Genomic DNA, 23,938 nt, shown 5'->3' with positions numbered 1-23,938 from the left:
TAATAGAGGCTTTAGTGATCTTCCGCAATCGGGCGCTTATATTTAAGATAGGGAATGCTGTGGCAATCCCTTTTCTGTTTCGATAATGGGCAGTATAAGCTAACCTACTCCACCAATAAATTTCAAGCCCCTGAAATACTTAGCTTTTACACTGATTACCCTAAGGATGGAATTTGGGTAAAAGTACCAAATGGAACAAAGAAGATAACATTTAACGTGACATCCATACAATTTTAGTAATGGAGTAAAGAAATCAAAACAATTAGACTATCTTCTTATTAAATGAATAGGCGTTGAACAGTAGTACTATATTGTTAATAACACAAGTCATGTTTCTTTAATTATCTGGGGCGTTTCTGCAGCAATATTACCGCACCAAGTGTATTGCAAAACGATCTTCCGTTATCGGGCGCTTTTCTGAAATAAGGAAAGCGTCTTTCTTCATGAAAAGGGCCAGATTGTTGAAGATCGAGCATATTGACGATAAGGATAAAAGTAGAAAAATAGAAAAGACTACCATCATCATTGTGTTTTTAAAATAAGGATAAATTTGGACTAGGGAAGTGAAAAGGATGCTGAAGCAGATCCGTGCATTGGAGGATAAGCAGTTGCTTCGCGGTTTATGGTGGAATACTGGTACTTTTGCTGTTGTGTTTCTCTTATTATGCTATTTGGACGGTGATCATGATTATGTGAGTTTCCAAACAGCAGTCGTGATATTGATTGTCGTTTACATACCAGGCTTGTTGCTAATGCTGGCTATGTATGTCAAAGCAGATGCTGAAACGAGCAGGAATAGGTGCCTTGCACCTATTCCTGCTCAAATTCTCTGGCAATCCTTTCGAATGCTTCCTTAATAATCGGTCTTGGCGATGGAATACAAATTCTTTGATATTGTACACCTTCTTCTCCAAACATGCCGCCATCTTCTAATAATACGTTCGCTTTGTTATAGATGCGATCATGGACTTCTTCTGGTGTAAGGCCATATTCGCTAAAATCCATCCACATAATATAAGTGCCTTCTGGAATTCTCACTTTCACTTTCGGCATTCTTTCAGCTAAGAAATTAACAGCCCATTCCATGGTGCCGTCAATATATTCTTTCAGTTGCTCTAACCAATCTTCCCCCTCATTGTATACAGCGATGAGTGCAGATATTGTAAATGGCGATGCTAATTGAAAGCCCATTTCTTTACCGAATATTTTTCTAAGCTCTGAGTTTGGGATGATCGTATTTGTACAATGAAGACCTGCTACATTAAATGTTTTGTTGATAGCGGTTAACGTGATAATATGATCAGTATTGTCCGCAGCTTTTGCGATTGGTGTAAAGGTTTGATCACGTCTAATTAAATCGCCGTGTATTTCGTCTGCTACGATAAGGACACCATTTTTTGCACAAATATCGGATATTTTCTTGAGTTCATTCACATTAAATATTCTTCCTGTAGGATTGTGAGGATTACATAAAATAAACATTTTCGTCTTTTCTTCTTTTGCTTTTGCTTCAAAATCATCAAAATCGATCGAATAATACCCATCATTATCACATTTAAGAGCATTATTTCTTATTTTTCTACCATTACCTTCTGTCACCGATGTAAAAGGCGGGTAAACTGGGCGCTGAATAATGATCCCATCACCTGGATTGGTAAAAGCTCTTACTGCAATATTTAATGCATGGACCGTTCCAGGGCTATAGATGATTTCTTCCTTCTTGATCTCCCAATCATGTCGCTTTTTAAACCAATGTTGTATGGCTTCATAGTACTCATTAGGAAATATTGAGTAACCAAAAATTTTATGATCCACGGTTTTATGTAAAGCATCAATCAAGGCTTGAGGTACAGGTAAATCCATGTCTGCAGTAAATAAAGGTATAGTCTCTTCATCATATCTTTCAGTCAAGCCAAATTCTTTAATTAACTCTCCGCCATCCCATTTTACTGAATAGGTCCCTCTCCGATTTACTATTTCATCAAAGTTATATTTCATTTAAATCCAACCTTTCTCTAGTTATAAATATCGTATTTATCTCCAACTATACTATTTACCAAACTATAAGCACAAAAAAAAGAACCTGAAACCTTACAAATTTTTCCTGAGTATTGTGCCTGTCACGCATTTAAAGGGAAATTGAAAGGTCGTGTGCGCCACCGTGATATTTGAATTAGCGACAGCCGGAGAAAAGGATGTGTATTCAGATTTAGTTATTCCATTAAACGCTTTATGTCTGCTTACGATTCGTAGAACTCTTTCAGTAAACCTCTCCGTCAGATCTTGAGTCCAGGTTCCATTGCCAACATTAATTTGACCGGCTACATCACCTTGTGGGCGGCATGGTACTTCCAGCACTAAAAATGGGGGTCATTAACTCAAGAAGCCGGCTCCCCGTTATGTTATACGTTAATTTAGAGAGGCCAGGCATGAAATCAATGGTAATTATTCAACAGTAAGCTCGAGAAGATCAATACGCAAAGCCTATAACATACGAATCGGATTAGTTGCAGCCTATGGCGTTAGTACCATTGTGTGGTACTTCAGTAAGGAGTAGGGCTTTTTTCTTATTTAAGTAACGGGATAGTTGAAGAAGGAATCCGGAATTTTTGTTAAAGTATAGAAGAATAGTACCGTACATTCGAGGGGGGGGATGGATTTGTAAAAGTTCTTATTGGTAATGCTTTTGTTATTTATTTTAACAATATGTTTAATTCCATTAAGATTCGGAAGTGCATTATTTCAGGAGGGGAATCCTACACCTATACTTACATCAATAATGAATCTAGAACTGGCAAAAAGTGATTACGAACTGTTTTCTGAAACAAATATTCATAATAGGTATGTATCAGACAATACAGGAAATTCTCGATGCTGTAAGAATGTAATTTTTCAGATCTTAATCTACAAATATTTTAACTTTCAGTCTATTAACCTTTACAAATGTAAGCGTTTTCAGTTATAATAATTATGGGTTGGATGGCACGTGTGGCCGTCATTGTATTTGGCGTAGGTGGGGCCTATACAAGGAAAAGGGCAGATAGATACTTACCCTTTTTATGGAGCTTTCATGCTTCTTCCGAAATAAGAAGGTTAGTGTTCAGTTTGTCTAGTTTTGCACCAGAAAGTTCCTACATAAAACTAATATTTTAATAGTCTGATATTTTAGGTAATAGAAAAATGATTGAGGAGTTGAATTCCTATGGAAAACAATTTGCTTAATGCACCACAACCTGTAAATGTCATGGATTCTCTATTTGCTGAAATGGTGTTAGACAAAGCCCTGCTTGATTTCCGGAAAGATCAAATCCTTAAGGAAATCGACCAGACGTTACAAGTTAGAGACAAGGGGAAATTCCTACGATTAATAGAGGAGTTAAAGATTATTTCTTAAAATGGTAACAACCAAAAGGACCTCTTCGGAGGTCTTTTTATTTGTAGGTGCGCCCGGCATGGGTGCAATCTATAGGGTGCGAGTCCCGAACTGTGAAGGCAGAAGTAACAGTTAGCTTAACGCAAGGGTGTCCATGGTGACATGGAATCTGAAGGAAGCGAGCGGCAAACTTCCGGTCTGAGGAACACGAACTTCATATAAGGCTAGGTATCATTGGATGAGTTTGCCTAACAAAACAAAGTCCTTTCTGCCGAAGGTGATACAAAGTAAATGAAGCAGATAGATGGAAGGAAAGATTGCATTCTTACCCGGGGAGATCTGATTAACAAGCCAAGTACACTTGGTAAGCTATCTAGTGATAGATAGCTGAATAATCAGAAGTCAACCGAAGTCATAGTACTTGATTCACTCGAGAGAATTAAGGAAGGACTGAACCATTTAGGAGAACAAACACTCGGCAAACGGTTCTTATGGCTGAAAGCAGAAAATTCCTAGCGGAACCTACCCAAATGGAGGAAATGGTGAATTCCATAGGGGACATTGGGAGGGCTTAGTAAAGAACTCATTTAAAGAGAACGTAATGTTCACGTAGAAAGGAACATCTTGATGTTGATGGAACGAATCTTGTCACGGGATAATCACCTACACGCATTAAAACGAGTAGAAAGAAATAAAAAGAAGCCATGGAATAGACAATATGTCCGTAAAAGACCTACGAAGACATATCCTTGAAACATGGGATACACTCAAAACTTCCTTGAAAGAGGGTACCTATAAACCTTCTCCTGTCCGTCGTGTTGAAATCCCAAAACCGAACGGAGGAATAAGGTTATTAGGTATACCTACCGTAACAGATCGCTTCATTCAACAGGCGATTACTCAAGTGTTAACCCCTCTATTTGATCCAACCTTTTCAACACAAAGTTATGGGTTTCGACCAAACAAACGGGGTCATGATGGAGTCAGACAAGCGAAGAGATATATAGAAGAAGGTTATCGCTGGGTAGTCGACATAGACTTACAAGGATTTAGCGACATTAATTTATGACGGAATATAACCTTTAAGGTGAACAAACACCTAAAATACTGTTAAATGCTAACTGTATCGCATGATTACTCTTTATTTTATTATGTACCTGTTCGAATACCGTAAGGTGTCTGAAAAGAACTGATGGGATCTCCCTTTAGCCCCATAATGGTGCGCATTTTTCGCATAGGGTGTTGCTTTGAAAGTTCTTTTAAATCAGTAATTGTGATATGTAAATAGATTTGAGTTGTAGATAAAGCCAACCTCACACCCCAAAACATAAGGGAATAATCAAAAGAAAATTCAATGAGGCCTTCATCAAGAATTGGAAAGAAATCAATTACTTTTTGTTTTCAGTAGAAAATTTATAAAAAAAATTTTATTTTAAATGTATAAGAGATTAATAGTCTGGGAATCATGTAAAACGTTATATCGTGAGATTGAAAAACGTGGGTCAATTAGAAAAGCTTGACTTAGTGGTCGCACCCGCCATTCAGTGAATGTTCGGGTGCTATTCCCCTTTTTCGGGGGATGTGCAAAAACACCCAGAATGGTACTCATGTGAATGCACGAAAGTCTCATTTTCGTATCCCTGTCATGGGTGGTCATTTTCGATTTTTGGTGATCTTCCGAAAATTACCCCCCTTATCAGAGGATCGTCCCCTTTTATTGAATATTCCCATTATTTAGAATAGAGATGGAAGGAAATAAACTTTCAAATTTGTGCCTGTTTAATTCAGAGCGACTAATTGATTGTAAGCGTTATCCTTATGAAGGTAGTGAATAAGACCTAAACATAGTTTGAAAGTGGTGAGGAAGTACCTTTGGAACCCAATGGATATAGGCTATATGGCTGGAATGATAGCACACGCATTAGTTGAGGGAGAAAGAAAGAAAATGATTTGATCACCGAGCAGGCATATAACACACTTAAGGATCAGACGGATTCTTTACTTAATAGACTGATGTGAATTTTTAGATTGATATACCCATGGGAAGATTCCAAACCGAACCCATTCAACTATTAAGGGGGTGAAATAGCGAACGCAAGTGCAGTCCATTCATTTAACAGCGGCCGGACTGTATAAAGAATAGGGATTAACGGAAAAAGTCATCAAACTCATAGAAAGCTTTATACAACTACTTGATCATCAGCTCGAGAATGATCATATTACCAGGGGGCTGTATCACACGCTCAAGGCTAATACTGATTCTTTGATCAAGAGGTTGCGGTAGGTTTTCAAAATCTACTACCCTGTCGCTAGGAAAGAAGGAACTAGTTACAGGGAGATTTAAAAGGTCATGAATAGAAGAAAAAGGGGGAAGAGAAAAATATGAGAAAAACTTTAAGCCTATTATTGTCCATTGTTCTTATTATAACGGTACTGCCAATAGCGAACAAAGCATTCGGTAAATCGGATAAGAACATAGAGGTTACTAATTTGAGAACAGAATATACCAACAACCCACTTGGCATTGATGTGACAGAACCGCGGCTTAGCTGGGAGTTGGAGTCCAGTGATAGAGGGCAGAAGCAAACTGCTTACCAAATCCAGGTGGCAAGTAATAAAAGTCAATTATTAAAAAATAAACCAGACCTTTGGGATACGGGTAAGGTTGAATCCGACGAGTCGGTTAACATCGTGTACGAAGGAAAAGAATTAGAATCTAAAAAGCGCTATTATTGGCGTGTGAAAGTGTGGGACAAAAACGGTGAAAAGCCCTCAAAGTGGAGCAAGCCCGCTTGGTGGGAGATGGGTTTGCTTGATGAATCTGCTTGGCAGGCAGAGTGGATAGGTCTAGAAGGAGAATACGGGGTGCCCATCGATACCTCTGTTCGTAACGTGACGCCAAGATTAGAGAGTGGGCACACATTAGGGCAGTCATTTACGATGAAAGGGAAGTTTTCCACTCTTGACGTACAAATTCCCAATTGGGGGAACCCGGACTCTGCTTTTACCTTGAAAATTTATGAGGAAGATCCGCAAGGGAAAGTCCTTGCAGAAAAACGATTTGCTAATTTTAGAAACGCATCTTGGGTTTCATTTGAGCTAGAGGAAGAGCTCCCGGCAGGAATATATTACTTGGAAGCTTCCGACCTAGAAGGGGATATTGGATGGTATAGTCATACCGATGATGTTTACCCTGGCGGGACGGCTTTTGCAGACGGTAAGCCGGTCAACGGTGATCGAACCTTGCGTGTTGAGACATCGCCCGCTCCGGCTCCTCTTCTTCGCAAGGAGTTTCCTGTTGAGAAACCAGTAAAGCAGGCGCGGATCTACGTGAGCGGATTAGGGTTTTATGAATTAGCTCTTAACGGAGAAAAAGTCGGAGATCGTGTGCTTGATCCGAACTCTACGAATTATGAGAAACGTGTATTGTACACAACCTATGACGTAACAAAGCAACTTAATAAAGGTGACAATGCCATCGGTGTCGAGCTTGGACGCGGAAAGTATGGCTTAACTTCACCAACTATATGGTTTTGGCATACGGCCCCTTGGCACGATGATCCAAAGTTATTGTTACGGTTGGACATTGAATATAAGGACGGTAGCACAGATACGATTGTAAGTGACGAGTCTTGGCGGGCAACGGAAGGTCCGACGCGCTTTGATTCGCTTTACGAAGGGGAAGTGTACGATGCCCGGCTTGTTCAGAACGGTTGGACATCTTCAGGGTTCAATGACAAGGAGTGGAACAAGGTATCGAAGGTAGAAGCGCCTGACGGTGAATTGCATGCATTTCAGCATGAGCCGATTAAGGAAATTGACACCATCCGCCCTAAGTCAGTGGAAGAAATCGAGCCAGGTGTTTATGAGTTCGATTTCGGAATAAATGTAGCCGGTTGGGCTGAGCTCCAAGTGGAGGGTCCCCGAGGGACAGAGGTAACACTTAGCTATGGTGAGAAATCTGAAAAGGGTGTCAATACCAGACAAGCCTTTGTTAGCGGGCCGCTTCAGACAGATCATTACATTTTAAACGGTGAAGGCGTCGAAACGTGGAAACCTAAATTCAGTTACAAGGGTTACCAGTACATTAGAGTTTCAGGCTACCCGGGGAAACCGACACTCGATAGCCTTAAAGGATATGTGATTCATACATCGGTTGCTTCAACAGGTGAATTTTCGAGTTCAAATCCACTCATTAATCAAATTAACCAAAATGTGCGACGTGCTTATTTAAACAATTTGTACGATGTAATAACCGATACTCCTGTTTATGAGAAAAACGGTTGGACCGGTGATGCCCAAATTATGGCTGCATCATCCATTTACAATTTCCATATGCCGCGTTTTTACACAAAATGGCTCAACGATGTACGTGATTCACAAAGACCGAGCGGAGAAATTCCGGATATTGTACCGACGAGTGGCTTTAGTTATGAAGGTGCCCCCGGATGGAATGCTTCACAAGGACCGACGCCGATATGGGATGCGGTGATGTTTGAAATTCCATGGGAGATGTATCGTCACTATGGGGATAAACGGATACTAGCTAACATCTACGAAGAAATGAAGCTTTATTTAGATTATATTGGTTCGAAAGCCGACGGACATATTGTACGGATGGGACTTGGCGACTGGATTTCGCCAGGATACGTCGGGACACCGCCAGAAGGGCCAGATCTTACCTCTACTGCATACTATTACCGTTTTGCTACTACGTTATCCAGCGTAGCCAAGATTCTCGGTGATGACTCAAAAGTAAGTATGTACGAAGAAAGGGCTTCGGCCATTAAGGCTGCGTTTAATGCAGAATTCTTTAATGAAGAAACAAATGTTTACAATACTGACCGCGATGCCGGATACCGTCAGACATCTAACGCCGTTCCACTTGCGTTTGGTCTAGTACCTAAGGGTCATGAAAAAGATGTTGTTGCCAACCTCGTGAAGGACGTTGAAAAGCATGGTAATCATCTGAACACCGGTATTGTTGGGACGAAGTTTCTGCTTCCAGTACTGACAGAACACGGTTATAAAGACCTTGCCTACACCATTGCTACGCAGCGCACGTTTCCGAGTTGGGGACACTGGATTGAAAACGGCGCGACAGCGTTGCTTGAAAATTGGGAACTGACCTCCCGTTCCCAGAGCCACCACTTTTTCGGTTCGGTTAGTGAATGGTTCTACGCATACCTTGCCGGGATCCAACCGGAGGAACCTGGTTATAAAAAAGTGAAGATCAAGCCATACATGCCGAAAGATTTGAAACAGGCAGAGGGGAGATTGAAAACTGTCAAAGGTGACGTTTTGTCCAGTTGGAAACAACATAAGGACGGAAAAATCTCACTCAAAGTTGAAATTCCTGTGAACACCACGGCAATCGTTTATGTCCCAGCTGACAGTCAGAAGGCAGTTACCGAGGGGGATCAGCTGGCTCATAAAGCGGATGGTGTAAAGTTCACTGGTATGGAAGACGGATATGCTGTTTACGAAGTGGGTTCCGGCAGCTATATATTTAACGCAGAGTATTAAATGTATCCGAATTAAATCCCTTGTTGAACGTTTCGAAGAAAAAAAGATTGAGTTGGACGCCTGGCTTTGAAATAATTGATATTAAGCAATCGGAGCAGGATATTATAAGAAGATTTTTATAGGGGATAAAATTGAAAAAAAAGATAATTTTCGGATGTTTACTTTTTATCGTGTTTTTAGTTGGATGTTTAAAAGAACAAACATTTGAAGAATTCTTTCACCAAGAAATGAAGGAAATGCACATAGAAGAAGAGAATTATTCGTACAATCTTGTTTCACGGAAGGACAAAAGCCTAGGAGAAACTGCTATCAGTTTTCTCCTAGGCTTTTGTTTTTTTGCAAAATAAACATTGAGGTGTATATAGTAATGGAATGGATAAAAGTAGTTGTAGCTTCAGTTTTTGAGGTGTTTAGGGGTATCGGCTTTTTTTATTCGACTCCCTCAGATTGATACGAATATCTCTTGAATTCCACTAACCTAACTCGTTTGTTATTTAAGAAAAAACTCAGCATTTGCAGATCAAATCTTTGAAAAAAGCCCCCTTTAGTAGAAATAGAATTTCACTATAAACTAGAGAGAGCTTTCCACTTCATTTATTACAGAATTCTCCACTGATAGTAAGATACAGCTATCTAATTTTTATTCATTTGCAATTTTAAGTATGTGTTCTAAGTCACTATCTGTTAAAAATCCGCGTAATTTATCGTTTAATGTCACTTCAATTAAAGCGAGCAATTCTTCTCCTTCAATAGTTAGCGTAACAGTACTACTCCGTTTATCTTCTAAAATAGGTGGATTTCTTTACAATGTGGTTATTTTGATAACTTTCCATGCGTGTTACCAGCCTAGATATTGCACTAAGACTAAGACCAACTTTAGGTTGAAGTTCCACCTGTTATAACGCCATTTCAGGAAAATGGAAATGTAGATTATGAGAGCTTTGTACAAAATATAGAAAAATGGAACAAGAACAAAGTGTCGGGCTATTTAGCGCTTGGCTCCAATAGTGAAACGGTTTATCTAACAGAAGATGAAAAATTGACAATTTTGAAGGAAACCGTACAATCAGCCGAAAAGGATCTTTTAATAATGGCTGGCACTGGAATGGAGTCTACCAGGGAAACTATTAACCTTACAAACAAGGCTGCAAAGATTGGCGTACAAGCGGCATTAATATTAACCCCTTTTTATTATAGCGGAGCAATGACTTCTAAAGCACTTATTAAATACTTTACTAATGTAGCTAATAATACAGCGACATTCCAATTTTAATTTATAACGTTCCAAAGTTTACCGGAGTTAATATAAAAGCTGATGCGGTAGAGGTTTTAAGCGATCATGCAAACATTATTGGAATGAAGGATAGTACCGGTGATGTTCCACAACTTGCTACTTTTAAAAGGATAGTACCCGAGGATTTTAATTTAATAGTAGGTACGGCTTCAGCATTATTCCCTGTTCTAACCCTTGGAGTAGACGCAGCGATTTTGGCTTTAGCAAACTGTAATCCAATTGAATGTGCAAAGGTACAAGAGTTCTATGAAGCAGGAGATATTTTAGCAGCAAGGGAAATATACCAAACTATGTTCCCTGTGAATACGGCAGTTACTGGAACATACGGCATTCCAGGACTGAAGTATGCGTGTGACCTCATGGGATACCAAGGAGGATTTGTAAGAAGTCCGATGCTAGAAATAAGTCAAGATGATAAAAGTAAGATGAAAAACATTATCGATGAGGCTATGATTAATATAAGAATTAGTTAAAGTACGCTTTGATTATTCATAATGCTAGTTCAACATTTATCCAGTTTGTTTTTTAATCTTTGTTTGAAACAACTATTAAAAGGAACTACTCAGTTAATCCAGAACGGTGTAGCCGCCTGATAACTTTGAATACTTTATGCTAAATAGAAGTGAACACTTTACTGGAAGTTAGCTGGGGCATATTGTCACTTTGTCACTTTACATTGAGCCTATGAGGGCAAGATCATGAGCCATGAAGCCAGATGTACCAATGAATCTGACTTAACCTAAATAGGGTATCATGCCGGCCGCTCAATATAAAGCGCGCGTCTCTAATGGAAAATAGTGTTCACTCTTATTTATCTATTATACTAGATATACTCCATCGGAATATTTTGAAATTGTTGACTAATAAAAATCTCTATCCTGCACTCTATCATCGGTAAACTCATTGTTTATCCAGTGAGAGAAAGTCCACAGGCATATCAACATCGTACCAAATGATATATATTGTAGGAAGTTCAGAGGATTGCTATTATTCCTATGTTCGTCCAACATCAGAATCATTCGAAAAGCTTAGAGTTCTAATGTCTAATCGTGATGTGATTGTTAAACGTCTCGTTAGCTCTAGTAATCAGATAAATAGATGGGTAGATATTGTCTTTCCAGAATTCAGACAGGCATTTAAAGATGTCACGTGTAAAGGGGCAATCGCAACCCTTCGTCTCTTTCCTACTCCAGATGAAATTTCTTGCCTGCAGTCCCTAGATGTTATGAGGGGATGGAAGTCATTAATGAAAAGACAACCAGGGCCTAAAAAGGCACAATTACTGATCCAACTAGCAAAAACCTCTATTGGAACTGGACAAGCACTAGACGCTTATAAATTCCATTTAGAACAATTATTAGAGGAATATGACCTCGCTGTAATACAACTCGAAAGAGTTGAACAACAAGTTAAAGATGTTCTCAATCAAATACCATACGCAAAGAAACTGCTTATGATTAAAGGAATAAGTGAAATCTCATTAGCTGGTATATTAGGTGAGGCAGGAGATTTAAGTGGTTTTTCTCATGGGAACTCTTTATTACGACATGGAGGATTACATCTAGCTGAAGCAAGTTCAGGAAAATGGAAAGGTCAGATTGTCATCTCAAAGCGTGGAAGGTCTAGACTAAGGCGTTTCCTCTACCTAGCAACCATTAGCCTTGTGATGAATAACCCTGAGTTTAAAGCCATCCATTCCCATAATGTAAAGGTCAAGAAGATGAAGAAAATGAAATCAATCATGAAACTGATAGGCAAACTAGCAAGGATTTTTGTAGGAATAGCACGACGAAACGAGTCTTACTGTCCAAATAAGATCCAAGCCTCAATCCCTTTTTTAGCAGCATAGGAATCAGTAGACTTTAAAACACTAGTTTTAAAAAGTATTACCTTAAATTAGTTATCTTTAATTTTGAATGTTGTCTTATTCGTAGGATTTCAAATATGTACGGAGTACCAGGTTTATTCAACAAAAGGACACTGTGACCCATCAGGTTAGCATAACTGGCCTCCACCCCTTGGATAGGCATGACGAAGGAATGAGAGGGCAATTTGACCCGTTGAGACATGGGAGGGAAAGCCTCCAGGGGCGGCGTGGAGATGTACATTATATGGTAAAATGTGGAGTGGTAGCTGACTCCTTTATTTAACTGAAGCCAAAATGATCTGAACTCATTTCATTTATCTGTAACTCCAAATACAAGGGTTATGAAATCCTGCGAATAAGTGAGCATTCGAGAGATATACGTATTGAACTGAGGGAGTTGAAGAAGGATTTATGCTCCAGTATCGAAGGTTAAAAAGATAGATAATCGAATGCGTGGTGTTCTTTAATAATGAGGTTAGCTTTAATAGGTGGAGGATTTGTAAAACATACAGATAATTTTCATATTAATAAAAGAATTGTTGAACTTGTTGAGAAGACCAATCCCAAAGTTTTGTTTATACCTACCGCAAGCAATGATAACGAGGATTATATAACAGAATTCACAGAGATTTTTGAAAAGCAGTTAGAATGTCACGTTAATGTGCTGCGTTGTATAAATAATAATCCAAGTGAAGCTGAAATAAAAAAGATGATTAACTCTGCTGACCTAATATACCTTGGTGGCGGAAATTATATAAATATGATGGAAAAGTGGAAAGAATACAAAATAAACCAAAGATTAGTCGAAGCTTTACAAAACGACACTTTAATCGCAGGCATTAGTGCAGGAGCTATATGTTGGTTTAAATGTGGAATACGTACCAATTATGAAGGTGAAGGCTACATAGAGAGTCCAGGCTGGAATATGATTAACAAAATCTTTTGTCCACATTACAATCAAATGGATAGAGCTAATGAGTTTCATCGATTGCTATTGCAAAATGGCAATGAAAATGAACACGCAATTGCTTTAGAAGACAATTGTGCTTTGTATTTAACAAATGATACTTATGAAATTATTGGAGAACCTTCAAAGGCGTGGGAGTTTCAAGTTATAGAAAATGAATTATTAAAACAAAAGTTTATCGAAAGAGCAAAAACTTCAATATAATAAATTGTTCATCTTCAACTAACGAGTGCAATAGTAAAAAATTATAGAGGTGATTCAGTAACTATGAGTATTCAAGTAAAGCTTCAAGCTATTATTGAAGAAATGGAAATACAGTTTGAAGAGTCTCGAACATTTCTAAATATTAAAACAGGTGAAATAATTGTAGTAACTTCAGATGACATAAGAGCTGTTGAAGATGAAGAAGCATTGGATCATTTACAGCGTTGGCAACAAGAAAATTTAATGGTTGCTAATGATGTTGTTGAAAACTTTGAGAATTACATAGAGTTACCAACTAAATATGAAATCAATGAATATGAAATTATGGAAGACTTTTGCCTAACAATCAGTGACCAAAGAGAACAAGATATATTATTAAGATCAATTAAGGGAAAGGGTGCCTTTAGAAGATTTAAAGACAAAACAATAGAATATGAAATCGAGGATCAATGGTATTCATATCGTGATGATCGTTTAAAACAAATAGTGATTAAATGGTGCCGAGATAATAAAATAAACTATATTGAATAAATTAATAATCAATCTAAGGTGGTTAGATGATTTTAGCTAACGATGAGCATTGCTTCAAATCAAGAAGTAATGCTTTTCATCTTTCACTAACGGGGCTGGATAGTACAGGAATTCTTTGTAAAATACAAGGGGAGATCAAAAATGAAATTAAATACTCCACAAATCATATTTACATCGGCGTTTGTTGCCACAGTAGTTACCGTTTCAAGTTCTTTTATAGAATGGGATAAACAAATATATGCGGGTATTTTCGCAGGCATAACAACTATTGTTGGTGCAGTAATTGCTAAGATAATTTTTAAGGATAAGAGTTAGAAATTAAGGGTATATGGGAGAGTACGAGATAAAGCAAATAACTAATCTGCTTAATATTGATTTAAATATTTTAGTGACGGAAAGCAAAAAAGAGGGTTTTCTTTTTGTAAAAAGGTTAGTCGATGATTATAAAAAGGTACAAATAATTTTAATAATCTAGGCGAGGCTTTATATGGTGTTTTTAATGAACAAGGTGTACTTGTTGCTATTGGTGGACTTAATATAGACCCTTTCTCAAATGAACCAAATATAGGTAGGTTGAGAAGGTTTTACGTTAGTAGAGAGTATAGAAGAAACGGTCTTGGAAGTCTCTTGTTAAAAAAAATAATTTACGAAGCAAAAAACTATTTTAAAGTTTTAGTGCTTCAGACAGATACCGAACAAGCTGATACCAGTTACGTCTTCAGAAGCTCGGAACACTGCCCTATAAGGATGTGTCCGGACTATTAAACGTAATCTATAGTTTACTTTATGTAAAGTTTATAATACATTATGTACATTATACCTTACTTGGTGTAAAATGGAATAGACAGGAGGTGTAAACCATGACCTATCAAGAAAAGAAGAGCATCGTATCGTTGTTCAGTGCCATACTCATTTTTGGTTTTTATTGTTTGTACATGTACCCGCGGTACCCTGGCGGGGGTCTGGAGTCGACGGAAACCTTTCGTTATTGGGGTACCTTCGTCCTCATCCTTACTTTGTTTTCAATAGTCTCACATATCATTATCAGCATAATTTTTAACATTGTCTTTAGAATAACAACCAGAGAAAAGGAACCAGCATTTGCGGATGAACTCGATAAGTTAATTGACTTGAAAGCGAACCGAAATTCTTTTTTTGTGTTTATCGTCGGTTTTCTTCTTGCAATGGGTTCGCTGTTCATCTATCAGCCGTCTCAGGTGATGTTCATTATCCTAATCATTTCAGGATTCATTTCCGATGTGACCGGCTCCGTTACAAAATTTTATCACTATCGGAAAGGAGTGTAAGAGTGGGCAAAAATCTTGTCGGCAATCACATCCGTAAATTACGATTCAACCATGATGAAATGACTCAGAAGCAATTAGCTGACAAGGCGGGCGTAACAAGACAAACAATCGTGGCTCTCGAAAAGGGAAACTACTCCCCATCTCTAGAACTGGCTTTTCGCATTGCTCACGCCTTTAACTTACCGTTAGAAGAGGTATTCTTTTATGGGGACAACACAACGCTGTAAGAACTATTATTGTATTGTTTTTGCTTTACCGTTATTGAATTTATTAAGAGAAGGGGATAAAAAATGAATTCAAACAAAAAAGCAGCAAAAATTGTGGGGGTACTGTTTATACTTGCAGCCGTTACGGCGATAATAGGTCTTAATTTATACGCTCCAATCCTAAAAGGCCCTGATTACCTGATTAAAGGTTCCGAGCACGCCAACCAGGTGATATTAGGAGCGCTTATGGAGTTAACTCTAGTCGCATCAGCGATTGGTACTTCAACTACCATGTTTCCGATTTTAAGAAAGTATAATGAAACTATAGCTCTTTGGCATGTTTGCTTCAGGTTTCTTGAAGCGATTATCATTACTGTTGGTGTAATCAGCGTACTGTCCCTATTGACCTTAAGCCGGGAATTTGTAGCAGCAGGAGCCCCGGATACCGCTTCTTTTCAAGCTTCAGGTATAGTATTAAGGGCAGTACATGACTGGACATTTATGCTTGGTCCCCTCTTCATGCTGGGGCTAAATACGATGATGTACAGTTATATATTTTATAAAACAAAGCTCGTACCGAGGTTTATATCAATCTTGGGTATGACAGGGGCAACTCTTGTTTTTATTTGTGCCTTGTTAGTCATGTTCGGTGTCATTCAACAAGTTTCTGTTTGGGGTGGTATTTTGGCGTTACCAGTAGCAGCAAATGAAATGATTTTAGCCGTATGGCTCCTCGTTAAAGGATTCAATGAATCTGCACTTGCTTCCCTGTCTGAAAAAAGAAAGCGACGAGATATTAGCACACTCGTAAATTAGGCTGATTCTTTGCAAATATATTTTATTAACTTTGTGAAGCTATGTTCTTAAACGAACAGGTGCTTTAGTTGAAGAAGTGATTGTAAATAAATACAAGAAATAGCTCAGTTCATATCGAACTGGGCTATTTTATTTTTGCAAACAAAAGGCACCGCATTTTGCGGTGCCTTTTGTTGTACATTTTTCCGTGTAAATTCAAGTTCTGCGATAGGAAACGGAACCCGTTATTAAAATCAAACGTTCTCTTTTGCTGATCTATTAATCTAAGATTTCAATTTTAACAGTTTTGCGTCCCCATGCGATGGCTTGAGCGCTTGATGGCATTAGAACATCAATTTTATGACCAATAATTGCTCCACCAGTGTCACCCGCAATCGCAACACCATATCCTTCTACCCAAACTTTAGTACCTAAAGGGATAATAGCTGGGTCAACAGCAATTAACTTCATGTTTGCATTTTTCTTTATGTTATAACCTGCTGCAGTAATATCACTAGCAGTATCTTCATGGCTATAAGCAGTAGCACTTACATATAACTGACGGCCTTGACTTGGCTTTTCTTGATTAGTAGAATTCGACTCTTTTTTCGCCGGCTTAGCTGCCACGGTTTGAGCTTTAGCTGGAGCCTGAACGGGAGCCTGTGTGACAATAATTGCTTCTTTCTTTTTAGCTGCTGCTACTTTAGCAGCTCGCTCCTTTTCTGCGGCCTGCTCATTCTTAATAGTGGTTTGAATAGCACTTAGCTGGGATTCAATACTCGCTTTTTCTTGATTCGCTAATGTTACTTCTTTTGATAAGCTTTGGTAACTTTTCTCCATTGCTAGTAAAGATTCGTTTCTTTTTTGAATGTTTTGTTGTAAATCGTCTTGTTTGGTTATTAAAGATTCTTGTTGGGAAGCTAGCTGTTTTTCTTGTTCATCAATTTCTTTTTTATCATCTTCAATTTGTTTAAGATCGACTTGTTGTTGATCTAGTAATTCTTTATCAGCGTTTAATAATGTAGCGACTGCACCAATACGTTCAACAAAATTTGTAATACTCTCAGAATTGATCAGTGTGTCTATGACGAGATTGGTACGATCATGATGCTGAAGAGAGATGAATCTCTTTTCCATGACTTTTTGTCTTTCGAACGTTTTATCTTGGAGAATGATAATCTCTTCTTTTTTTTGTTCAATTAATTGATATGTAGTTTCCATTTTATGTTCAATGGATGTTAATTCTGCTTGATTATTATGGATGATTTCTTCTAGTGATTGCAATTCACCTTGAATGTTATTAATTGCATCATTAGCAGATTGCTGTTCTTTTTGTTTTTCGATTATTTTTTCTTCGTTCTGTTCAAGCTTTTGTTTCGTATTCTCCAAAGAATCATTACTCGTTTCTGCTTGTGCCACGACTGAAGTTGAAAGCAATGTTAAGCTTATAGAAAGCGTGGCAATCATACGACCTGAAATGCGCATAAAACAACCCCTTTCTCATAATACTGTTATAGCATGAAAATGGAGTTGCTAAGATTACAATTAGATTAAATTTAGTAGATTTCATTTGAAAAACCAAAAAAAGAGAGAGAATGGACATTCTCTCTCACCGTTAAATGTTGAATCTACTAAACTTCCTTAAGCTTTTGATCACTTGGAAGTACGAAAGCTAAAAGTCCTAACAATGGTAGAAACGCAATGGCAATCATAGTAGATGTTAACCCATACGAATCAATTAATGATCCCAAAGCCACAGCTCCGATTGCTCCCATTCCAAAAGCAAGACCAACAGTCAAACCAGACATTGTTCCTATTTTTCCAGGAATGAGTTCTTGTGCATAGACAACTGTGACAGAAAAACTGGACATTAACAAAAGTCCAATTAAAGCTAAAACAAAATATGCACTAATTGGCCCTACAAAGGGAAGGAGTAGAGCTAATGGTGCTGTTCCAAGTAACGATAATAGGATGACGGTTCTTTTTCCAAATCGATCTGCTAAGGGACCACCTAAAAAGGTACCAACGGCCCCCATGAATAGAAAGATAAAAATATATACTTGCGATTGGGCGATAGATGCTCCATGTTTTTCAATCACATAAAACGTATAGAAGTTCCCTAGTGCACTTAAGTACCAGGACCGTGCAAAAATTAAAAAGACGATGATTACTAGAGCCATTATGGTTTTCTTTGAAATGGTAGTCTGACTCTTTTTGCTGGATGAAGTTTTGTTCCTATCGCTTTCTTTAATTGCAATTAGTCGATATGTGTACCAATTCGCAATATAAATAAGAAAGATAACGGCAAGTGCAGCGGTAATCGTGAACCACATCGCACCTATCTGCCCCATTGGAACAAGAATGAGTGCTGTAATTAATGGGGCAGAAGCAGAACCAGTATTTCCGCCAACTTGATAGATTGATTGGGCAAGTCCTCTTCGACTTCCAGCTGCCATAAAGGCAACCCGAGAACCTTCAGGGTGAAAAATGGCTGACCCTAGGCCAATAAATACGACACTTGCCAAAATAGTATAAAACGAAGGAGCTAGTGCTAAGCCTAAAATCCCTATTAAACTAATCGCTAATCCGATTGGAAGTGCATAAGGCACTGGCCTTTTATCCGAATACCAACCAACAACGGGTTGCATCACAGAGGAAACCATGTTCAGTGTAAAAGCAATTAAACCTAGCTGAGTGAAAGTAAGACCCATTGATTTCTCTAAAATTGGAAACATCGCTGGAATAACAGACTGAATTGAATCGTTGAGCAAATGACAAAACCCAATTATAAATAAAATATTGTACATGGTTTTGGTATCATCTTTTACCTTATGATGATTATTTTTAATTAACGTGGTAGCGCCCATCTAAAAAGTTCCCTTCTGTATGTTTTGTTTCGGAACACGAAAGGTAGTCAATAATCATATTATTGACAACGCCTAGAGATAATGCAAGAAGAAATTTACAAATATAAAAAAGCATGCCTTTAATAACTGAATGTCCACTTAAAAAGTACAACTGTATTTTTCGAAAAGAAAACCCTTGATTCTTCCAGGGAAACGAGTGATAATTAAATAATAAAATTTGCGTGAAAATTATAACAACAGGGGTTGTCAAAATGAAAGTAATAAAATTTGGTGGATCTTCGCTTGCATCTGCTAAACAAGTTAAGAAGGTTTTCGATATTGTGATGTCTGATCCCACACGGAGAATTGTTGTTGTATCAGCTCCTGGTAAGCGATTTTCAGAAGATCGTAAGGTAACAGATTTATTGATTGAATGTGCACAAAGAATTTTATCAGAGGGTACGACTACGGATCTGGTTGAATTAGTTCTAAAAAGATATTCTAGTATCGCAAACGAATTAAATCTGTCTGACGACGTGATGTCACGAATACAGAATGATTTACAGAGGGTTTTGGATAACAAATTAAATCTAGAACCAAATCGCTATCTTGATGCAGTAATGGCAAGTGGGGAGGATAACCATGCGAAGTTAATCGCTGCTTTTTTTCAAAAGCAAGGAATTGAAGCCCATTATATTAATCCAAAAGAGGCAGGATTATTTGTTAGTAATGAAGCTGGAAATGCACAAGTGTTAGCTGAATCATATAAGAATTTAAGTTTATTAAGAGAAAGAAGAGGAATTCTTATCTTTCCTGGTTTTTTTGGGTATAGTGAGGAAGGTGACGTTATTACTTTTTCTCGAAGCGGCTCTGATATAACTGGTTCGATTTTGGCAAATGCTATCAAAGCAGATGTTTATGAAAATTTCACTGATGTTGATGCGGTTTATTCTGTGAATCCTTCAATCATTGAAAGACCAAAAGAAATTGCTGAGCTTACCTACCGAGAAATGAGAGAGCTATCTTATGCCGGTTTTTCTGTTTTCCATGACGAGGCTCTATTACCTGCTTATCATGCGGAAATACCAGTTCATATAAGAAATACCAACAATCCAACTGCCCAAGGAACAAAGATAGTTAAAGAACGAGAATTTACAAATGGTCCGGTCATAGGCATTGCAAGTGACAATAATTTTTGCAGTATCTATATAAGTAAATATATGATGAACAGAGAAATAGGTTTTGGCCGCAAATTATTAACTATTTTAGAAGAATTAGGCCTGTCTTATGAGCATATTCCTTCAGGTATAGATGATCTGACGGTTATACTTAGGCAGACACAGATGGACATAGATATCGAACGCAATGTGCTTGCTCGAATTAACCAAGAATTAAATCCTGATGAAGTAAAAGTGGAACATAACTTATCCTTAATTATGATTGTAGGTGAAGGAATGAGGCAAAACGTTGGTACTACTGCGAGAGCTGCAAAAGCTTTAGCGAAAGCTGGAATTAACATTGAAATGATTAATCAAGGTTCTTCTGAAGTTAGTATGATGTTTGGTGTGAAAGAGGCTCAAGAAATTCAGGCAGTTCAAGCACTTTACGAAGAATTCTTTGTTGGAGTACTAATATAAAGTGAATATGTAAAACTGTTAACACAACGCTGCAGTGCTCGGAATAGATCGTTAATAGAATAGGAGAACTCTCAATGAACTATACAGATAGAATTAAATTTGTACCTACTGAAATGAAAAAAGAAAAACCTCTTACTGATCAACTTGAATTTGGAAAAACATTTACAGATCATATGTTTATGATGGACTATGATCAAGAAAAAGGCTGGCATGATCCAAAGATCGTTCCATACCAACCACTAATAATTGACCCTGCAGCGATGGTTTACCATTATGGTCAAACTGTATTTGAAGGGCTAAAAGCCTATTTAACAGAAGATAATCGAGTCCTCTTGTTTAGACCTGAAAAGAACATGACAAGAATGAATAGTTCCAATGAAAGATTATGTATTCCACCTATCGATGAAGAATTAGTTTTACAAGCATTAAAAAAGCTAATTGCTATTGATAGGGATTGGATTCCAGCTTCTGAGGGTACATCCCTTTATATTAGACCATTTGTTATTGCTACTGAGCCTTATCTTGGTGTAGCGCCTTCTAAAAAGTATAAATTTATGATCATTTTATCTCCAGTAGGCTCTTACTATAAAGAGGGAATTCACCCAGTAAAAATTTTAGTGGAAAACGAATATGTGCGAGCTGTGTCAGGAGGAACTGGAACTGTAAAAACAGCTGGCAACTATGCAGCAAGTTTAAAAGCCCAGGAATTGGCTACCTCAAAAGGTTATTCACAAGTGCTCTGGCTTGATGGTCTTCATAGAAAATACATAGAAGAAGTCGGTAGTATGAACATCTTCTTTAAGATAAAGGGAGAAGTCATAACGCCAGCACTTAATGGAAGTATTTTAGAAGGTGTCACTCGAAATTCTATCTTAATGCTTTTGAATCATTGGGGTGTCCCAGTAACTGAGAGAAAATTATCGATTGATGAAGTGTATCAAGCAGCAATTGATGGTGAACTAGAAGAAGCTTTTGGAACCGGAACGGCAGCAGTCATTTCGCCTGTTGGTGCATTGTTTATGAATGAACAAGAAATTTTAATAAATAATGGACGAACTGGAGAGTTATCCAAGAAGCTTTATGATACGTTAACTGGAATTCAACTTGGTACACAACCTGACCCTTTCAATTGGATGGTAGAAGTTCAATCATAATTTGCAAATGAATTATGTGATTCATTTGTAAATCAAAAGATAAGCTATAAAACGATTGAATATTGAAATAATTAATTCATTAATGAATTAAACGCCAATTCTGTGGATTTTTTCCCGTGAATTGGCGTTTTTTTACTTCAAAGTAGTAAAGCAGTAAATAATCCATTTGATCATTCCTGTTAAAATCCTTCTATTCACACGCCTCTCAATTTTTAAAAACCATAATAGATCCAAAGTTCTATATTAGCAAGATATTAATGTATTTTTTCTTCAATTAGCTAAAAAGTGAATTTGTTCTTGTATAGGAAACTATAAATTTTTTTAACTGTGGTTAGCGTTTCTGATCCAGCTCCAGCGCCTAGCCCCGACGCACAGGACGTGCTAGTGCAGTTACAGCGACAGGACGTCGCGGGTGTAACTGCCTCGAGGTCATAAGTCAATTCTAAATTGAAGGTAAAGAACGCCTTCTATTTAGAATCGCCTTATGCTATGCCTAAGGCTGAACAAGGCGCTTGCGCTTTTTTTTATTGGCATGATTATTGCATTATAACTTATAAGCAAAAAAGGGAGGATTCTCAGGTTGGAAAATGAGGTCCAATTAAGCTCAATTATTTTTTGAGAATAACGTAACAAGGAGGTGCGTGTGTGGATAGACCTTGGTTTAAGCATGTTGCAGAAGGGAACCCAATTGAAATTGAGATTCCTGAAATTTCTTTACCTCAATTATTTAGACAATCTGTTGGAAAATATGAAAGTCATCCTGCTATAACCTTTAATGAAGAGTGTTATTCATACGGACAGCTAAATCAAGCGATCCAAAAAGTTGCAAGTTCACTAGCCAAACTTGGAATTCAAAAAGGAGACCGGGTGGCTGTTATGCTTCCGAACTGTCCCCAATATCCAATTAGCTATTATGCAGCACTGCTATGTGGGGCAACAATTGTTCAAGTAAACCCGATGTACAGGGCTTCAGAATTATTGTATGTTCTTAACGATTCAAATTCAAAAGTGTTAATTGTTTTGGATAAACTTCTCCCTGTGGTGGAGAGCTTAGGAAATCAAACCTCTATTTCTACGACAATCACAGTATCATTTGACGAAGAAAGTGAGTTTAATAGCCTTTTAGAAGATGAGGGGGATAAGGTTCCTGATATCTCCATTGATCCTAGAGGAGATGTAGCTGTTTTGCAATATACGGGTGGAACAACCGGAAGATCAAAAGGGGCGATGCTCACTCATTACAATTTAGTCGCTAACACCTTACAAAGTGCAGCAACCTCTGCCGTGAAAACACGATCTGGTCAAGAGAGAGTTTTAACCATTTCTCCATTGTTCCATGTGTATGGAATGACGAGTGGGATGAACCTGACTTTTTATAATGGTGGAAACATGATATTAATTCCGAAGTTCGAGGTTGAACAAGTTGTAGATGTTATCGAGAAAACGAAGCCAACTGTTTTTCCTGGTGTTCCGACGATGTATATTTCTTTATTGCAATATTATAAAACAAAACAGTTTGATCTTAGCTGTTTGTTAACATGTACGAGTGGTTCCGCTCCTCTACCAGTGCATATCTTACATCATTTTAATAAAGTAAGTGGAACCACTGTGGCAGAAGGTTACGGATTGTCAGAAGCTTCACCAGTCACCCATCGTAATCCTATTGTAGGTCTCCAAAAGGCAGGCAGTATTGGTATACCGATTCCTAATACAGATGCAAAAATTGTTGATATTGCGACTGGAAAGGTGACATTAACAATTGGAGAGGTTGGGGAGCTAATTATAAAAGGTCCGCAAATTATGAAGGGCTATTGGAATCGACCTGAAGAAACAAAGCAAACAATTCGTGATGGATGGTTATTTACAGGCGATTTAGCCAAAATGGACGAAGATGGTTATTTTTATATTGTTGGTCGAAAAAAAGAAATGATCATTGCGAGTGGCTTTAACGTTTATCCAATCGAAGTTGAGGATGTGATTTATACACACCCAAAAGTACTTGAAGCGGCTGTTTTTGGAGTACCAGATGAATATCGTGGCGAAACAATTAAGGCAGTTATTGTGGTAAAAGAAGGGGAATTAAATGAAGCTGACGTTATTTCATTTTGTCGAGAACGACTAGCCACGTATAAGGTGCCTGGGGAGGTTGTCTTTGTAGAAGAAATGCCGAAAACAGCAGTTGGTAAGATTTTAAAAAGAACATTGCAGGAGCAGTTATCAAATTAAGTTGT

20 protein-coding genes and 3 pseudogenes are annotated in these 23,938 nt (G+C 37.9%); 19 read left to right on the top strand and 4 right to left on the bottom strand.

The features are described 5' to 3' along the window. Nucleotides 1-572 precede the first annotated feature (572 nt). A complete protein-coding gene (locus ACFFIX_RS20195; RefSeq protein WP_378937258.1) occupies nt 573-857 on the top strand; it encodes a hypothetical protein in 285 nt (94 codons plus the stop codon). Here ACFFIX_RS20195 and ACFFIX_RS20190 read toward each other — a convergent pair. Then, nucleotides 811-1,998 (bottom strand): MalY/PatB family protein, encoded by a 1,188-nt coding sequence (locus tag ACFFIX_RS20190; protein ID WP_378937256.1) that lies wholly within the window; start codon nt 1,996-1,998, stop codon nt 811-813. The genes ACFFIX_RS20195 and ACFFIX_RS20190 overlap by 47 nt on opposite strands. A gap of 1,204 nt (nt 1,999-3,202) precedes the next feature. On the opposite strand from ACFFIX_RS20190, the gene ACFFIX_RS20185 reads away from it, so the two are divergent. Continuing rightward, nucleotides 3,203-3,394 carry an IDEAL domain-containing protein gene (locus tag ACFFIX_RS20185; protein WP_378937254.1) on the top strand — a complete coding sequence of 64 codons (192 nt, stop codon included), beginning with the start codon at nt 3,203-3,205 and terminating at the stop codon, nt 3,392-3,394. Between the two features lie 606 nt (nt 3,395-4,000). After that, nucleotides 4,001-4,430: pseudogene (locus ACFFIX_RS20180) on the top strand (reverse transcriptase domain-containing protein); the annotation flags it as partial. Nucleotides 4,431-4,522: 92 nt separating this feature from the next. On the opposite strand, the gene ACFFIX_RS20175 reads toward ACFFIX_RS20180, so the two are convergent. Beyond that, a complete protein-coding gene (locus tag ACFFIX_RS20175; RefSeq protein WP_378937252.1) occupies nt 4,523-4,684 on the bottom strand; it encodes a hypothetical protein in 162 nt (53 codons plus the stop codon). Between the two features lie 847 nt (nt 4,685-5,531). Between ACFFIX_RS20175 and ACFFIX_RS20170 the strand changes: the two are divergent. The 13 genes and pseudogenes from ACFFIX_RS20170 to ACFFIX_RS20110 all read left to right on the top strand — a co-directional run. Beyond that, nucleotides 5,532-5,657: pseudogene (locus ACFFIX_RS20170) on the top strand (FIMAH domain-containing protein); the annotation flags it as partial. Nucleotides 5,658-5,755: 98 nt separating this feature from the next. After that, on the top strand, nt 5,756-8,899 hold the full coding sequence (locus ACFFIX_RS20165) for an alpha-L-rhamnosidase (RefSeq protein WP_378937250.1): 3,144 nt from the start codon (nt 5,756-5,758) through the stop codon (nt 8,897-8,899). Between the two features lie 131 nt (nt 8,900-9,030). Beyond that, nucleotides 9,031-9,246, top strand: coding sequence for a hypothetical protein (locus ACFFIX_RS20160; protein WP_378937248.1), 216 nt, complete (start codon nt 9,031-9,033; stop codon nt 9,244-9,246). Between the two features lie 551 nt (nt 9,247-9,797). Further along, entirely contained in the window at nt 9,798-10,172 is a 375-nt protein-coding gene (locus tag ACFFIX_RS20155; RefSeq protein ID WP_378937300.1) for a dihydrodipicolinate synthase family protein, read from the top strand. Next, a complete protein-coding gene (locus ACFFIX_RS20150; protein WP_378937298.1) occupies nt 10,160-10,666 on the top strand; it encodes a dihydrodipicolinate synthase family protein in 507 nt (168 codons plus the stop codon). The genes ACFFIX_RS20155 and ACFFIX_RS20150 overlap by 13 nt, the downstream gene beginning before the upstream one ends. Nucleotides 10,667-11,178: 512 nt before the next feature. Further along, nucleotides 11,179-12,042 (top strand): annotated as a pseudogene (locus tag ACFFIX_RS20145) (transposase); the annotation flags it as partial. A 487-nt stretch (nt 12,043-12,529) separates the two neighbouring features. Then, on the top strand, nt 12,530-13,231 hold the full coding sequence (locus ACFFIX_RS20140) for a Type 1 glutamine amidotransferase-like domain-containing protein (protein WP_378937246.1): 702 nt from the start codon (nt 12,530-12,532) through the stop codon (nt 13,229-13,231). Nucleotides 13,232-13,294: 63 nt separating this feature from the next. Further along, the gene (locus ACFFIX_RS20135; RefSeq protein WP_378937244.1) at nt 13,295-13,762 is read left to right on the top strand and encodes a UPF0158 family protein; all 468 of its coding nucleotides are present in this window, start codon (nt 13,295-13,297) and stop codon (nt 13,760-13,762) included. A 141-nt stretch (nt 13,763-13,903) separates the two neighbouring features. Further along, a complete protein-coding gene (locus tag ACFFIX_RS20130; RefSeq protein WP_378937242.1) occupies nt 13,904-14,077 on the top strand; it encodes a hypothetical protein in 174 nt (57 codons plus the stop codon). 207 nt (nt 14,078-14,284) lie between these two features. Beyond that, nucleotides 14,285-14,527, top strand: coding sequence for a GNAT family N-acetyltransferase (locus ACFFIX_RS20125; RefSeq protein WP_378937297.1), 243 nt, complete (start codon nt 14,285-14,287; stop codon nt 14,525-14,527). Between the two features lie 95 nt (nt 14,528-14,622). After that, a complete protein-coding gene (locus tag ACFFIX_RS20120; protein WP_378937240.1) occupies nt 14,623-15,069 on the top strand; it encodes a hypothetical protein in 447 nt (148 codons plus the stop codon). Between the two features lie 2 nt (nt 15,070-15,071). Continuing rightward, on the top strand, nt 15,072-15,296 hold the full coding sequence (locus ACFFIX_RS20115) for a helix-turn-helix transcriptional regulator (RefSeq protein ID WP_378937238.1): 225 nt from the start codon (nt 15,072-15,074) through the stop codon (nt 15,294-15,296). 63 nt (nt 15,297-15,359) lie between these two features. Then, a complete protein-coding gene (locus ACFFIX_RS20110) occupies nt 15,360-16,091 on the top strand; it encodes a DUF4386 domain-containing protein (RefSeq protein ID WP_378937236.1) in 732 nt (243 codons plus the stop codon). Between the two features lie 258 nt (nt 16,092-16,349). On the opposite strand, the gene ACFFIX_RS20105 is transcribed toward ACFFIX_RS20110, so the two are convergent. Both ACFFIX_RS20105 and ACFFIX_RS20100 read right to left on the bottom strand, forming a co-directional pair. Then, on the bottom strand, nt 16,350-17,555 hold the full coding sequence (locus ACFFIX_RS20105; RefSeq protein WP_378937234.1) for a 3D domain-containing protein: 1,206 nt from the start codon (nt 17,553-17,555) through the stop codon (nt 16,350-16,352). 146 nt (nt 17,556-17,701) lie between these two features. Beyond that, nucleotides 17,702-18,937 carry an MFS transporter gene (locus ACFFIX_RS20100; protein WP_378937232.1) on the bottom strand — a complete coding sequence of 412 codons (1,236 nt, stop codon included), beginning with the start codon at nt 18,935-18,937 and terminating at the stop codon, nt 17,702-17,704. Between the two features lie 251 nt (nt 18,938-19,188). Here ACFFIX_RS20100 and ACFFIX_RS20095 point away from each other — a divergent pair, with 251 nt between their 5' ends. The 3 genes from ACFFIX_RS20095 (at nt 19,189) to ACFFIX_RS20085 (ending at nt 23,933) form a co-directional block, all read left to right on the top strand. Beyond that, nucleotides 19,189-20,553 carry an aspartate kinase gene (locus ACFFIX_RS20095; protein ID WP_378937230.1) on the top strand — a complete coding sequence of 455 codons (1,365 nt, stop codon included), beginning with the start codon at nt 19,189-19,191 and terminating at the stop codon, nt 20,551-20,553. A 74-nt stretch (nt 20,554-20,627) separates the two neighbouring features. Next, the gene (locus ACFFIX_RS20090; protein WP_378937228.1) at nt 20,628-21,707 is read left to right on the top strand and encodes a branched-chain amino acid aminotransferase; all 1,080 of its coding nucleotides are present in this window, start codon (nt 20,628-20,630) and stop codon (nt 21,705-21,707) included. Nucleotides 21,708-22,352: 645 nt separating this feature from the next. Then, a complete protein-coding gene (locus tag ACFFIX_RS20085; RefSeq protein WP_378937226.1) occupies nt 22,353-23,933 on the top strand; it encodes a long-chain-fatty-acid--CoA ligase in 1,581 nt (526 codons plus the stop codon). Nucleotides 23,934-23,938: the final 5 nt, after the last annotated feature.

It is taken from the genome of Metabacillus herbersteinensis, from assembly GCF_042433335.1.
GTDB lineage: Bacteria > Bacillota > Bacilli > Bacillales > Bacillaceae > Metabacillus > Metabacillus herbersteinensis.
This window is presented reverse-complemented; position numbering and strand designations above follow the sequence as displayed.